Here is an 11,943-nt window from a genome sequence, read left to right as displayed (position 1 = left end):
ACGAAGTTTCGGATGTTTATGAAATCCAAATCGGAAGTTCTGGCCGTCTTCCGCCTGACAGAAGTTGATTTTGCGTTACTTGCCTACCGCAGTTGCGGCTTTTGCTCTATGGCTGTGACGTATTGGGCTGATAGCGACGGGATGAGCAATCGCGTTCAATGTTGGCTGTCGACGCCGTCAATGAAGGCAGCGTTATGTCCAAGGAATGGAGCTACGAATGAACACTCATGAAATCGAGTTTTGCTACCGGATGCGTCACCACGCCAGTCCCGGTACGACCAATGAACTGTTGCCTGCAGCAATGCTCGATTCTCTGGAGGGGGCCGTGCTCGATCCTTCGCTGAGCGAAGTCGTCGTACGTATCGCACCTTATGCAAACATGGCGAATGGGGATCAGTTGCTGTTGAGCTGGGACGGTCTGGATATCGAGGGCTTTGTTTATCAACATGAAATGGTTCGCTTTGTCAGCGAAGCCCAGGTAGGCAAAGACGTCATTTTCGTTGTCAAAGGTCTGCACATCGCAGCGCTGGATGGCGGTTCGCTGGAGGTCTACTGGACACTTGTCAGCGCAGGTCTGTCTGAACCTGCATCTTCTGCCCGTTTGCAGTTGACCGTAGGGGATGCGCGACCGCAGTTGCTGGCTCCCTGTATCGCTGGCGTTGTTGGTGGAGCGCTGGATCCGGCGCGCGCAATGGAAGGCGCGCTCATCAGTCTTCAGCCTTACGCACGGATGGCCGCAGGCGATCAGGTCACGTTGATGTGGTCTGGAGACGCATCACCGCTGTCGTTCAAGGATCGACTGAAGGTCGAAGCCTTCGCTGTCGCAGACATCCTGTCATTCTGGGTTGCTCCTGAATACATCGCAGCTCATCTCGGTGGCGAAGTGACGGTGCGCTATCGAGTCGAGCAAGCGAGTGGCGCGATGCGCGAATCGGAGCCTGCAAGAGTTCTCATCACCCCGTTCGTGCATGGCGACCTGGATGCGCCCGACGTGCTTGAGGCTGATGACGGGGTGCTGTCGATGGCAGATTCAATTGACGGTGTCACCGTGGTGATTGGCAATGCCCGGACACAAGAGGGTGAGTTGGTCCACCTCAAGTGCGATGGTGATTTTTTCAATCATCGGGATGACCGTGAAATCACTCGGGAAACCGCTGGCAAACCGCTGATTTTCATCGTGCCGCATCGTTTCTGGCGAGAGCATCTTGGCTCGACTGTACGGGTTGCCTATTCGGTCGAGCGGCTGGACGATGTCAGTCATGAGTCGGTGGCGACACTGGTGCGCGTAGAAACATAACTGCAACACGGCCTGCCCTCCGGCTTTGAATGAGCCGCAGGGCAGGTTTGCAATCACGCTCTGGCTTTGGCGCCAAGACGCCGAGCGGCATCAAGCAGCAATCGTTCCGTGGCGCTGAAACCGAGGCAGCCATCGGTGATCGAAACGCCGTAGCGCAGCGATCCACTCAGCGGCTGACAGCCTTCGAACAGATGAGACTCCAGCATCATACCGATCAGGGAGCGATCGCCGTGCAAGCGTTGTTCAAGTACTTCGTTGAAGACGGCTGGTTGACGCAGCGGATCCTTGCCACTGTTGGCGTGACTGCAATCGATCATGATCCGGCTCGGAATATTCAAACGTTTCAGGTCGGCGTGAATGCTTGCCACGCTATCGCGATCGTAGTTAGGCCCCTGATGGCCACCGCGTAACACCAAATGGGTATCCGGGTTGCCGGGCGTCTGAATAATCGCCGGATGCCCCTGGCTGTCGACCCCAAAGTGGCGATGTGGATGGGCTGCCGAGCGCATGGCATCCACAGCAACGGCTGCGCCACCGTCGGTGCCATTCTTGAAGCCTACCGGCATGCTCAAGCCGCTGGCCATCTCGCGATGGATTTGTGATTCCGTCGTTCGTGCGCCAATGGCAACCCAACCGAGCAGGTCGTCGAAGTATCCTGCCGCCATGGGCTGTAACAGTTCGGTCGCTACGGGCAAGCCGAGGCTGATCATTTCCAGCATCAGTGTGCGGGACATCGTCAGGCCGCCGGCCATGTCGTCACTGCCATCCAGGTGCGGATCGTAAGCCAGGCCTTTCCAGCCGACAGTAGTGCGCGGCTTCTCGACGTACGCACGCATCACCAGCAGCATCTCGTCGCTGACATCTTCAGCCAGTCGGGCGAGTTTGCCCGCATATTCAATGGCGGACTCAGGGTCGTGGATAGAGCAGGGGCCTACGATGACCAACAGGCGCTGGTCTTTACCATTGAGGATCGCGCGAACCGCCTGGCGGTGGGCGGCGACCTGTCGGCTCAAGGCATTGCTCAGGGGCAATTGCTGTTTGAGTTGCAACGAACTGGGCAGGCGCAGCGTCAGCGCTTCGTTGGCAGAATCGAGTGACAGTGGCAGAGCAGAAACGGACGAGTTCATATGTGTTCTTCCTGGGCTGGCGGCGGTTCTTCCCGCTCGCTCGGCCCTACTGGGGTGTTCGACAATTGGCCGGATTGGCTACGTGTGCGTGTTTGCCACCTGTTGGTGACCGATCGGAGGCGGCAGGCTGTCCCGAGCGGAGGCTGGTAAATCGCCAGGCGCTAAAGCTGTCGTAACGGTAATAAGTGGCGTAGTTCATTTCGTGAATCCTCAAAGTGTCTGGTGCGTTGCTGAAAAAGTTTGGGCCTGAAAAAACAAAACCCCCGGTCGGGGAGCCGACCGGGGGTTGAGAAATCTCTGGTAGGCGACCCGTTTTCATGGGCGCCGGTGGGTATCAGGCGCGCCAGTGGCTAAACCAATACCCAAAATAAAAGCTGGCCGAAGCGCAAACGTCTTTCGCCTGGGCAGCCACAACCGAGCGCAGGGCGCTGGCGGTACGAAGCTGTAAGAGGGCGTTGAACATGGTTTGTCTCCGATGAATGCGCCGAGCTTACTAGAGGCCGATACGCCATATCAATCAGAAAATGCTATCGCATCACCCACAAAACGCCTATCGCTTGAGTGCTGCAAGGGTTGTGACACACTCCGCGTTTCGCCTGATGACCAAGGAAGAATGACGAACCATGTCGACACTCACCATTGCTGCCGCCCAGATAACGTCGATAAAGGGGGATCTTGGCGCAAACATTGCCCGTCACAGGCGTTTTATCGAGGCCGCGGCGCAGCAGGGCGTCGAATTGCTGGTGTGCCCTGAATTATCGCTGACCGGCTATGAAGGGGAAAAAGCGGCTGCGTTGGCCATTGACCCGCAAGACTCTGTGCTCGAGCCGTTACGGTATTTGGCCCGAAAGCTCGGCATCACGACTGTCGTCGGTATGCCAATACGGCTGGAAGGGCGTTCGGCGGTATTGATCGGTGCGCTGGTCCTGGGTGCCGATGGCTCGCTTGAGGTGTACAGCAAACAACATCTGCACTCGGGTGAGGAGATTGTCTTCGTTCCCGGCCACGGAGGGCCGGCCTTGAGCATTGGCAAGGATACGGTTGCGCTGGCGGTCTGCGCCGACTTCTCTCATGCCAGTCATGCCGCAGCGGCCGCTGATCGAGGCGCGAATCTTTACGCTGCGGGTGTCTTGATCAGTGAGAAAGGTTATGTAGCAGACACCGCGCTGCTTGCGGGTTATGCCAGGCAACACAAGATGGCTGTGTTGATGGCCAACCACGGCGGCCTCACCGGCGGATGGCAGTCAGCAGGGCGAAGCGCGATCTGGTCCGAGGAGGGTTCGCTGATTGTTTCGGCGCCGGGGGCGGGTGATCTTCTGGTGGTTGCCCGTCGCGATGCAGGTGAATGGCGGGGTCAGGTCGTTGCCATTTCGGAGGCTCAATGACATTCCAGCTCAGGCGTGCGACTTCAGAGAACCTGGCGTTTTCGCGAAATCTCACTTGTCAGAACATGCTGCGCTATTACATTCACCATGACCTGTTGTGGCAGGACGAAGCGTTTGACGTGGCCTGGTCGGGGCGCGAGAACTGGCTGATATTAGTGGCTGATACACCTGCAGGATTTTTCAGCCTCAGCCGGGATGCGCGGGCCCTGTATATTCGCGAATTGCAAATTGCTGAAGCCTTTCAGGGGAGGGGCGCGGGTTCCTGGGCAATTGATCAGGTTATTGGCATGGCCCGTCAAGAAAAGCGTCCGGCTTTGCGCCTGACGGTGTTTGAAAATAATCCAGCGAAAAATTTGTATCAGAGAAAAGGACTGCGAGTACAAGGCGAAGACGAGTGTTTTCTGCGCATGCAGTTGGATATCAGTACACCTGTGCTCTGAAACCCACGGCCGGCAAGCCTTCTATGATGAATTGAAACTTTTTTAATGATGCTTGCCGCTAGGTCTGTCGGACACTTTTTGCTAAGGTGTCCGGCATCCCAATAAGACCATATCGCGAGGTGTCTGCTTGATTAGGGTGCTAGTGGTCGATGACCATGATCTCGTTCGTACAGGCATTACACGAATGCTGGCCGATATTGATGGTCTGCAGGTGGTTGGCCAAGCCGAGTCCGGGGAAGAATCCCTGATCAAGGCCCGAGAGTTGAAGCCCGATGTGGTTCTGATGGACGTCAAGATGCCTGGCATCGGCGGCCTCGAAGCCACGCGCAAACTGCTGCGCAGTCATCCTGACATCAAGGTGGTCGCGGTTACGGTGTGTGAAGAGGATCCTTTTCCTACACGATTGCTGCAGGCCGGCGCTGCGGGTTATCTGACCAAGGGCGCGGGGCTGCCGGAAATGGTGCAGGCCATTCGCCTGGTTTTTGCCGGCCAGCGCTATATCAGCCCGCAAATTGCACAGCAATTGGCGATCAAATCCTTTCAGCCGTCCAATGATTCGCCTTTCGACGCCTTGTCCGAGCGCGAGATTCAGATTGCGTTGATGATTGTTGGCTGTCAGAAAGTACAGATCATTTCCGACAAATTGTGTCTGTCGCCGAAAACCGTGAACACCTATCGCTATCGCATTTTCGAGAAGCTTTCGATCAGCAGCGATGTCGAGTTGACGCTGTTGGCGGTTCGTCACGGCATGGTCGATGCCAGCCTCTGACCATGACTGAAACATTCGATTCCGGCGCCTTTCTGTCGACCGTCAGTGGGCGCCCCGGCGTCTATCGCATGTTCGACAGCGATGCGCGTCTGCTCTACGTAGGCAAGGCCAAGAACCTCAAGAAACGTCTGGCGAGCTACTTTCGCAAAACGGGTCTGGCGCCAAAAACGGCTGCGCTGGTCGGGCGTATTGCTCAGGTCGAAACGACCATCACCGCCAACGAAACTGAAGCGCTGTTGCTTGAGCAGACCCTGATCAAGGAGTGGCGGCCGCCGTACAACATCCTATTGCGCGACGACAAATCCTATCCTTATGTCTTTCTGTCTGACGGACAGTTCCCGCGTCTGAGCATCCATCGCGGGGCGAAAAAGGCCAAGGGCAAGTATTTCGGTCCTTATCCGAGTGCCGGTGCAATACGCGAAAGTCTGAGCTTGCTGCAAAAGACGTTTCTTGTTCGTCAATGTGAAGACAGCTACTACAAGAACCGCACCCGGCCGTGTCTGCAATATCAGATCAAGCGCTGCAAGGCGCCGTGTGTCGGGCTGGTTGAGCCTGATGTCTATGCTCAGGACGTGCGTCACTCGGTAATGTTTCTCGAAGGGCGCAGTCATGCGCTGACCAATGAGCTGTCTGCGGCGATGGAGGAGGCTGCGATCAATCTTGAATTCGAGCGTGCTGCCGAGTTGCGTGATCAGATCGCTTTGCTGCGTCGGGTTCAGGATCAGCAGAGCATGGAAGGCGGTACGGGCGATATCGATGTCATCGCCGCCTTCGTCAACCCGGGCGGCGCTTGCGTGCATTTGATCAGTGTCCGTGGCGGACGCGTGTTAGGCAGCAAGAATTTCTTCCCGCAAGTGGGGATCGAAGAGGACGTTTCTGAAGTGATGGCAGCGTTTCTCGGGCAATACTTCATCAGTAGCCCGGAGCGCGATTTGCCGAGCGAGCTGATCGTGAACGTGGTGCACGACGACTTTCCGACGCTGATCGAGGCGATTCATGGATTGCGTGGCCGCGAATTGGCCATCAGCCACAGGGTGCGTGGCACCCGAGCGCGCTGGCAGCAACTGGCCGTTACCAACGCAGAGCAGGCGTTGGGCGCGCGTCTGGCCAATCGTCAACATACGGCAGCGCGTTTTGAAGCGCTGGCGCAAGTGTTAAACCTCGATGAGCCTCCGCAGCGCCTGGAGTGCTACGACATCAGTCATTCCAGCGGTGAGGCAACGGTCGCCTCCTGTGTGGTCTTTGGCCCGGAAGGCGCGATCAAATCGGATTACCGCCGCTACAACATTGAAGGCGTCACGGCGGGTGACGACTATGCCGCCATGCACCAGGCCTTGACGCGACGCTTCAGCAAACTCAAGGATGGCGAGGGCAAGCTGCCGGACATCTTGTTGGTCGACGGTGGTAAAGGCCAGTTATCGATGGCCCGTGGCGTCCTCAACGAGTTGGCCGTGCCGGACCTGATTTTGCTCGGTGTTGCCAAAGGCGCAACTCGCAAGGCTGGTTTCGAAACGTTGTATCTGAATGATGCCGCGCACGAGTTCACTCTACGCGGCGACTCGCCGGCGCTGCACCTGATTCAGCAGATCCGCGATGAGGCCCACCGTTTCGCAATTACCGGACACCGAGCTCGCCGCGGCAAAACCCGCCGTACGTCAACCCTGGAAGGCGTTGCCGGCGTAGGACCGACCCGGCGTCGCGACTTATTGAAACATTTTGGTGGATTGCAGGAGCTGTCTCGTGCAAGCATCGAAGAGATCGCCAAAGCCCCGGGGATCAGTAAAAAGCTCGCAGAGTCGATTTATGCAAACCTGCATAGCGAGTAGAATGCCCCTTCACCTCGTAGCCAGTTGTGCCGATGAATATCCCTAATCTGATTACCGTTTTACGCGTCCTGCTTATCCCGATCTTTATTTTGCTGTTTTATCTGCCTTACGAATGGAGTTACATGGCCTCCGCCTCGGTGTTTGCCTTCGCGGCAGCGACGGACTGGCTGGATGGTTACCTGGCCCGCCGCCTGGAACAAAGCACTCCGTTCGGAGCGTTCCTGGATCCGGTTGCTGACAAACTCATGGTCGCGGTGGCTCTGGTGCTGTTGGTGCAAGAACATGGCAATCTGTGGCTCACGCTGCCCGCCGCCGTGATCATTGGTCGCGAGATTGTCGTTTCTGCTCTGCGTGAGTGGATGGCCGAACTCGGTGCTCGCGCTCATGTCGCAGTTTCGAACCTGGGCAAATGGAAAACCGCCGCGCAAATGCTCGCGTTGGTGATCCTGCTGGCCAATCCCAAGGACTTCACTTTCTGGGTCATTCTGGGTTACGTCTTGCTGTTGGTGTCCGCAGGCTTGACGCTGTGGTCGATGATTCAATACCTTCGTGCCGCCTGGCCGCACCTGAAGACGGATGTTGAAAAGAAATAAAACTTTTTTGAATCAAGGGGTTGACGAAGCTTCTTAATTCTATAGAATGCGCATCACCAAGCGGGAATAGCTCAGTTGGTAGAGCACGACCTTGCCAAGGTCGGGGTCGCGAGTTCGAGTCTCGTTTCCCGCTCCAATTTGTACGTGTTTGTTGTTCGCTACTGACAGCAAATGCTTTGAGGCCGAGTAGCAAAATGGTTATGCAGTGGATTGCAAATCCACCTACGCCGGTTCGATTCCGACCTCGGCCTCCACTATAAACAAGCTCCGTAGATCCATGATTTACGGAGCTTTTTTATTTGCAATCCGCGGCAAGATTTAGTCTTGAATTTCGTGTTTGCGAACTTGCTTCACCGGGGAGTGATGTATATATTTCCCCCTCTGCTGTACGAGCAGAGATCAGCTACACCGCGCTACCGCCCGAATGGCGAAACTGGTAGACGCATGGGACTTAAAATCCCCCGCTCGTAAGGGCGTGCCGGTTCGATTCCGGCTTCGGGCACCATGAATATCAAAGGCCTGCATGAGATTTCTCATGCAGGCCTTTATCGTTTGCGCTCCGCAATTTGAAGTCTGCTCCGCGCTGTGCCAGTTCGTGATGACTTTCGCTCTGAGCCGTTCCCCGATGTAATCATCCTTCATCGCCATGGCGATATGTCCAAGTGGTAGCTTGCGCTGCTTCCTGCTTCCTGCTTCCTGCTTCCTGCAAAGTTCCGCATCCGAAGTCGCCTCGCAAAAACGAGAGATGACGCCGCTAGGAATATTCCTACAAGTGCACGGAAAACTCCTACATCAGCATCCTCCCCGTGTCTCGATAATTGCCCCAGACGAAACGCCTTGACCCGACGTCGGGCAGGCTCCGTCGATCCGTCTGAAGGCCGAGAGAAGGCTTGCAGACACTTCTCAATTATTTGGATGTGATCATGAAAAAGTTTGCCCTCAAAGGTTTGACTCTCGCTCTGGTTCTCGGTGCAGCCTCGCAGGCGGCAATGGCGGCTGATGGTGAAATCAACACCACGGCACCTGGCTGCAACGTGGCTGGCAAAAAAGCTGTGGTCAAGTTCCTGTCCCTAAGCGGTAACGCTGGCGCGAGCGGGCAATGGCTCGGTCTGGTTCCGGAGGCTGGCGTTGCTACCAACGTTGCCGTGCAGATCAAGGATGCCTCCGGCAAGGACCTGCAACTGGGTCTGGAGTCTTCTCCTTATCTGGATTTGACTCAGCCACTGCGCTTCACCGCCAACTACATCGCTACCGGCGTCGCGACCTCGGGTCCGGCCAATGCCAAAGCTGCGTTTACCGTCGACTACCAGTAGGTTCCGTCGATGCACAGCCAGTGGCGCTGCGCTCTGGCTGTCCTTCCCCTCGCTACGGCCGCGACGGTCGTAGCGACAAGAGGATGACCAAAATGCAAAATTTTGTTTTCCCTTTCAAGACGACTGCGATAGCGAGCCTTTTGTTAAGCAGCATGCTGCTCAGTGGCATCAGCCAGGCCGGTGTGATGCTCGGTGGCACGCGAATCGTCTTTGATGGCAACAAGCGTGATGCCTCCATCAGCGTCAGTAACACGACATCTCAACCTTACGCGGTGCAAACCTGGATCAACACCGAAGCGGACGACAACACCACGCCGACACCGTTTGTAGCGACGCCGCCACTGTTTCGTCTGGACCCTCGCAAAGAGCAAATGGTCAGGGTTCAGAAGGTCCCGGGCGACCTGCCGAAGGATCGCGAATCGGTGTTCTATTTCAATGCCCAGGAAATTCCGGTCGCCGGCAACGCTGACGAAAACACCCTGAAAATTGCTATGCGTACTCGGATCAAGTTGTTCTATCGACCAGCCGACCTCAAGGGTAATCCGCTGGACGCCCTTGACCGTCTGCGCTGGAGCCTCACGCAAGAGCAGGGAAAGCCTGTGCTGGTGGTTGAAAACCCTTCGGCGTTCCATGTCTCGTTTTTCGGTGTGAAAGTCGTTGCGGGTACACATTTCGTCGAAGTCAACGAACCGAAAATGGTCGCCCCTATGAGTAGTCAGCGCTATCCGCTGCCGGGTTTCAGTGGTCGCAGCGGGGAGGTGATGTTCTCTGCGATCAACGATTACGGCGGTTACAGCCCACCTCAGACAGTGACCCTGACCAGCGCCCCATAACGCTCTCGTCCTTTTCCTTGCGAATGTCTCTGCACGCTGCCTCGGCCGCGTGGCGGCAGCGTATTGAGTATTGTCATGCGAACCCATGCCCCGAATCTTGACTGCCTGTCTGTGCCTTTTACTCCGCTGCGGTTGTCCGTCGCCATCCTGGCGGCGTTGGTGCCAGGGTGGGTGCACGCTAACGAGCCGGCGAAATTTGACTCCAGCTTCATGCAGTCATTTGGCGGCACCCATGCTGGTCCGAACCTTGATCTGGACGCTGTCGCCAACAGCGGTAGCATTGGGCCGGGCACCTATCCGGTGGTCGTTCGCTTGAATCAGAGCTTTTTCGACCGACGTGACATCACCTTCGTCAAGGATGAGCAGAGCGCTCAAGTGCGTGTCTGACGGCCGGCTTCTTGACCGAGCTTGGGGTCAAACTGGACGCGTTCCAAACGCCTGGAAAAGCACTGAGCGATTGCATCGATCTGGCTGCGCTGATTGAGGGCGCGTCAGTGAGTTTCGATGCCAACCGCTTGGCGTTGGACATCAGCGTGCCGCAGATCGCCTTGCGCCGCGATGCCGCTGGTTATGTTGCTCCTCAGGAATGGGATCGCGGGATCACTGCCGGTATGCTCAACTATCAGCTCTCGGCTGCGCAGACGCAAAGTGACGCTCGTGGCAACAGCAACCAATACAACCTCTACGGCAACGGTGGTTTTAACCTGGGGGAATGGCGCTTTCGTTCCAGCTCTTCGTTCCGTCAGGATCAGGACGGCGAGCGTGATTGGCAGCGCGGCAACACCTACGCGCAACGTGATCTGACCTGGATCAAGGGCACCTTGACGCAGGGGGAGAGTTTTACGCCCGGTGATGTGTTCGACAGCATCCCGTTTGCACAGGCCTCACTGGCTTACGGCTTGCCGTTCGATCTGACCTTATATGGTGGCCTGTTGGGCGCCGATTTCTATCGCGCCGGGGTAGCGCCGCTTAAGGCGCGATATATCCAGACCGCAGAGGGGGCTACGCCCACACCGGGCAGCGCAAACGGCTATGCAAGTTTTTCGGTTACTTACCGTTAAGCCAAAGGCTATTGGTTGGCCGTGCGGCCAAAACAAAAAAAACGCTCTTCTATATAACCACCGTAAAAAACGGGCTGATATTTATCAGTCCGTTTTTTTATGCCGCTCTAAACGAATGCCTGCCCGGCAAATCCGCGAGGCAATCGCTGGAGTCCTGCTATCGCTGTCAGACGCTCAATCCATTCCGCACGCCAGTTTGCTGCGCCGTGGGAGACTTTTGCTTGGCGTGCAGTGCGTCGAGCCGCATTGCGGTGGTCTTTTCTGGCCTGTTTGTAGGCATCGGTGTTACGGCAACTACGGCACTTCACTCGATTGAGTTCTCGACTCGCAGTGAGATGTTTACCTTTATGACCGCAGGCCAGATGCCCGTCGACGTTGAAGTGGATAACCATGAGCCGTCTCCTTCGTGACATGTACAGTTTATGACAGCCCACAGCCGGTGCCGTTCGGTGACTGCAGCAGACAAAAAAACACCCGCATGCGGGCGGGTGAGAGAGGTATGTACTAAAGGAGTGATTTCACTTTAAGCGTACTGATGTGATGGCGATGTGAAAAGTAAGCGCGAGCGCCGCAGGCCCGTAAATACCGGGCAGGCGACAATCCTGTGAGGCATGTGCCACCGCTGATAAGGCCCGAAACAATGACTGCTGGCGCTATTTGAATCGAGGCAGTGGCCGATCGATTGGCTTGAGCGCCGACAGCGTGTTGCGAATCAGCGGCGCGTCCTTTTCGATATCGTTCAGGCGATCACGGATGCGCAGCGCGGTCGGGTGTCCGCCTTGGTGATCGACCCAGTCGGCGATCTCTTTGCAAGCCGCTGCGAGGCGTGCTTGCCGGGCGTCGAGCAGGGTGAGGAGGGTGGTGATGGACTCTTTTTCGGACATGAAACACCTCCGTTCTATGAAACCGCTGAGCGGCAGCAAAAAGCCCGCGAGTTGCGAGCTTTCTGCCATTGGGGCGCTGCTCCTTCAGCAGGTTTCAGTATAGACCCGCATTTGATCAGCATCAGGCCGAAGACTGTCGGGCCGGTATGGGCGAACTGACTGCATTGAGCCGCTTGCATTCGCGCCATGCGTCCTCCTCGGCGTCGTAGCCATCACCGATGAAGCCGCCTGTGCGCGTATCGCAGATGCGAAACCAGCCCAAGGCTTCGGCTGGATCATGCTGGCTGTCTTCGGCGCGTCGACCGTGAATGATGATCTTGTTGCAGCGCTTCACGACGAAAATGTCTTCCATGGCGTCACCGCAGCTGATTCGTGTCACATCAACTATAGAAGGCCTTGGCTATCGTGCAAAAAA

14 protein-coding genes, 3 tRNA genes and 1 pseudogene are annotated in these 11,943 nt (G+C 56.6%); 13 read left to right on the top strand and 5 right to left on the bottom strand.

The genetic code is table 11. The features are described from left to right. Positions 1-217: 217 nt before the first annotated feature. Entirely contained in the window at positions 218-1,297 is a 1,080-nt protein-coding gene (locus AACY18_RS20525; RefSeq protein WP_339465921.1) for a hypothetical protein, read from the top strand. Positions 1,298-1,350: 53 nt separating this feature from the next. On the opposite strand, the gene AACY18_RS20520 is transcribed toward AACY18_RS20525, so the two are convergent. Next, positions 1,351-2,424 (bottom strand): 3-deoxy-7-phosphoheptulonate synthase, encoded by a 1,074-nt coding sequence (locus AACY18_RS20520; RefSeq protein WP_339433155.1) that lies wholly within the window; start codon positions 2,422-2,424, stop codon positions 1,351-1,353. 334 nt (positions 2,425-2,758) lie between these two features. After that, the gene (locus AACY18_RS20515) at positions 2,759-2,887 is read right to left on the bottom strand and encodes a hypothetical protein (RefSeq protein WP_339433156.1); all 129 of its coding nucleotides are present in this window, start codon (positions 2,885-2,887) and stop codon (positions 2,759-2,761) included. A gap of 160 nt (positions 2,888-3,047) precedes the next feature. Here AACY18_RS20515 and AACY18_RS20510 point away from each other — a divergent pair, with 160 nt between their 5' ends. The 12 genes and pseudogenes from AACY18_RS20510 (at position 3,048) to AACY18_RS20455 (ending at position 10,644) form a co-directional block, all read left to right on the top strand. Next, complete coding sequence (locus tag AACY18_RS20510; RefSeq protein WP_339433157.1) at positions 3,048-3,809, top strand: carbon-nitrogen hydrolase family protein; 762 nt, start codon at positions 3,048-3,050, stop codon at positions 3,807-3,809. Beyond that, complete coding sequence (locus tag AACY18_RS20505; protein ID WP_339465919.1) at positions 3,806-4,249, top strand: GNAT family N-acetyltransferase; 444 nt, start codon at positions 3,806-3,808, stop codon at positions 4,247-4,249. The genes AACY18_RS20510 and AACY18_RS20505 overlap by 4 nt, the downstream gene beginning before the upstream one ends. Positions 4,250-4,376: 127 nt before the next feature. Then, positions 4,377-5,018: a response regulator transcription factor GacA gene (gene gacA / locus AACY18_RS20500; protein ID WP_016984198.1), complete on the top strand. Its 642-nt coding sequence runs from the start codon at positions 4,377-4,379 to the stop codon at positions 5,016-5,018. Between the two features lie 2 nt (positions 5,019-5,020). Beyond that, positions 5,021-6,844: an excinuclease ABC subunit UvrC gene (uvrC, locus tag AACY18_RS20495; RefSeq protein ID WP_339465918.1), complete on the top strand. Its 1,824-nt coding sequence runs from the start codon at positions 5,021-5,023 to the stop codon at positions 6,842-6,844. A 32-nt stretch (positions 6,845-6,876) separates the two neighbouring features. Beyond that, a complete protein-coding gene (gene pgsA, locus AACY18_RS20490) occupies positions 6,877-7,437 on the top strand; it encodes a CDP-diacylglycerol--glycerol-3-phosphate 3-phosphatidyltransferase (RefSeq protein WP_339465917.1) in 561 nt (186 codons plus the stop codon). Between the two features lie 60 nt (positions 7,438-7,497). Next, positions 7,498-7,573 (top strand) — tRNA-Gly (locus AACY18_RS20485). A gap of 44 nt (positions 7,574-7,617) precedes the next feature. Next, positions 7,618-7,691: transfer RNA gene (locus AACY18_RS20480), tRNA-Cys, on the top strand. Between the two features lie 164 nt (positions 7,692-7,855). Then, a tRNA-Leu gene (locus AACY18_RS20475) sits at positions 7,856-7,942 on the top strand. Between the two features lie 418 nt (positions 7,943-8,360). Then, on the top strand, positions 8,361-8,750 hold the full coding sequence (locus AACY18_RS20470) for a fimbrial protein (RefSeq protein ID WP_339433160.1): 390 nt from the start codon (positions 8,361-8,363) through the stop codon (positions 8,748-8,750). A 92-nt stretch (positions 8,751-8,842) separates the two neighbouring features. Then, positions 8,843-9,583 (top strand): fimbrial biogenesis chaperone, encoded by a 741-nt coding sequence (locus tag AACY18_RS20465; RefSeq protein WP_339465916.1) that lies wholly within the window; start codon positions 8,843-8,845, stop codon positions 9,581-9,583. A gap of 75 nt (positions 9,584-9,658) precedes the next feature. Next, a pseudogene (locus tag AACY18_RS28190) lies at positions 9,659-10,155 on the top strand (FimD/PapC N-terminal domain-containing protein); the annotation flags it as partial. 39 nt (positions 10,156-10,194) lie between these two features. After that, entirely contained in the window at positions 10,195-10,644 is a 450-nt protein-coding gene (locus AACY18_RS20455) for a fimbria/pilus outer membrane usher protein (protein ID WP_445261502.1), read from the top strand. Between the two features lie 107 nt (positions 10,645-10,751). On the opposite strand, the gene AACY18_RS20450 is transcribed toward AACY18_RS20455, so the two are convergent. The 3 genes from AACY18_RS20450 to AACY18_RS20440 form a co-directional block, all read right to left on the bottom strand. After that, the gene (locus AACY18_RS20450; RefSeq protein ID WP_339465912.1) at positions 10,752-11,036 is read right to left on the bottom strand and encodes a hypothetical protein; all 285 of its coding nucleotides are present in this window, start codon (positions 11,034-11,036) and stop codon (positions 10,752-10,754) included. A gap of 261 nt (positions 11,037-11,297) precedes the next feature. Further along, positions 11,298-11,528: a hypothetical protein gene (locus tag AACY18_RS20445; protein ID WP_221729737.1), complete on the bottom strand. Its 231-nt coding sequence runs from the start codon at positions 11,526-11,528 to the stop codon at positions 11,298-11,300. A 121-nt stretch (positions 11,529-11,649) separates the two neighbouring features. After that, positions 11,650-11,880 (bottom strand): hypothetical protein, encoded by a 231-nt coding sequence (locus AACY18_RS20440; RefSeq protein ID WP_339433163.1) that lies wholly within the window; start codon positions 11,878-11,880, stop codon positions 11,650-11,652. Positions 11,881-11,943 lie beyond the last annotated feature (63 nt).

The organism is Pseudomonas sp. EA_65y_Pfl2_P74 (genome assembly GCF_963970575.1).
Classification (GTDB): domain Bacteria; phylum Pseudomonadota; class Gammaproteobacteria; order Pseudomonadales; family Pseudomonadaceae; genus Aquipseudomonas; species Aquipseudomonas baetica_A.
This window is presented reverse-complemented; position numbering and strand designations above follow the sequence as displayed.

What these genes read in the sequence shown, in the direction of transcription:
- AACY18_RS20525 (WP_339465921.1), top strand. Translation starts at nt 218, where the DNA reads ATGAACACTCATGAAATCGAGTTTTGCTACCGGATGCGTCACCACGCC.
- AACY18_RS20520 (WP_339433155.1), bottom strand. Translation starts at nt 2,424, where the DNA reads ATGAACTCGTCCGTTTCTGCTCTGCCACTGTCACTCGATTCTGCCAAC.
- AACY18_RS20515 (WP_339433156.1), bottom strand. Translation starts at nt 2,887, where the DNA reads ATGTTCAACGCCCTCTTACAGCTTCGTACCGCCAGCGCCCTGCGCTCG.
- AACY18_RS20510 (WP_339433157.1), top strand. Translation starts at nt 3,048, where the DNA reads ATGTCGACACTCACCATTGCTGCCGCCCAGATAACGTCGATAAAGGGG.
- AACY18_RS20505 (WP_339465919.1), top strand. Translation starts at nt 3,806, where the DNA reads ATGACATTCCAGCTCAGGCGTGCGACTTCAGAGAACCTGGCGTTTTCG.
- uvrC (WP_339465918.1), top strand. Translation starts at nt 5,021, where the DNA reads ATGACTGAAACATTCGATTCCGGCGCCTTTCTGTCGACCGTCAGTGGG.
- pgsA (WP_339465917.1), top strand. Translation starts at nt 6,877, where the DNA reads ATGAATATCCCTAATCTGATTACCGTTTTACGCGTCCTGCTTATCCCG.
- AACY18_RS20470 (WP_339433160.1), top strand. Translation starts at nt 8,361, where the DNA reads ATGAAAAAGTTTGCCCTCAAAGGTTTGACTCTCGCTCTGGTTCTCGGT.
- AACY18_RS20465 (WP_339465916.1), top strand. Translation starts at nt 8,843, where the DNA reads ATGCAAAATTTTGTTTTCCCTTTCAAGACGACTGCGATAGCGAGCCTT.
- AACY18_RS20455 (WP_445261502.1), top strand. Translation starts at nt 10,195, where the DNA reads ATGCTCAACTATCAGCTCTCGGCTGCGCAGACGCAAAGTGACGCTCGT.
- AACY18_RS20450 (WP_339465912.1), bottom strand. Translation starts at nt 11,036, where the DNA reads ATGGTTATCCACTTCAACGTCGACGGGCATCTGGCCTGCGGTCATAAA.
- AACY18_RS20445 (WP_221729737.1), bottom strand. Translation starts at nt 11,528, where the DNA reads ATGTCCGAAAAAGAGTCCATCACCACCCTCCTCACCCTGCTCGACGCC.
- AACY18_RS20440 (WP_339433163.1), bottom strand. Translation starts at nt 11,880, where the DNA reads ATGGAAGACATTTTCGTCGTGAAGCGCTGCAACAAGATCATCATTCAC.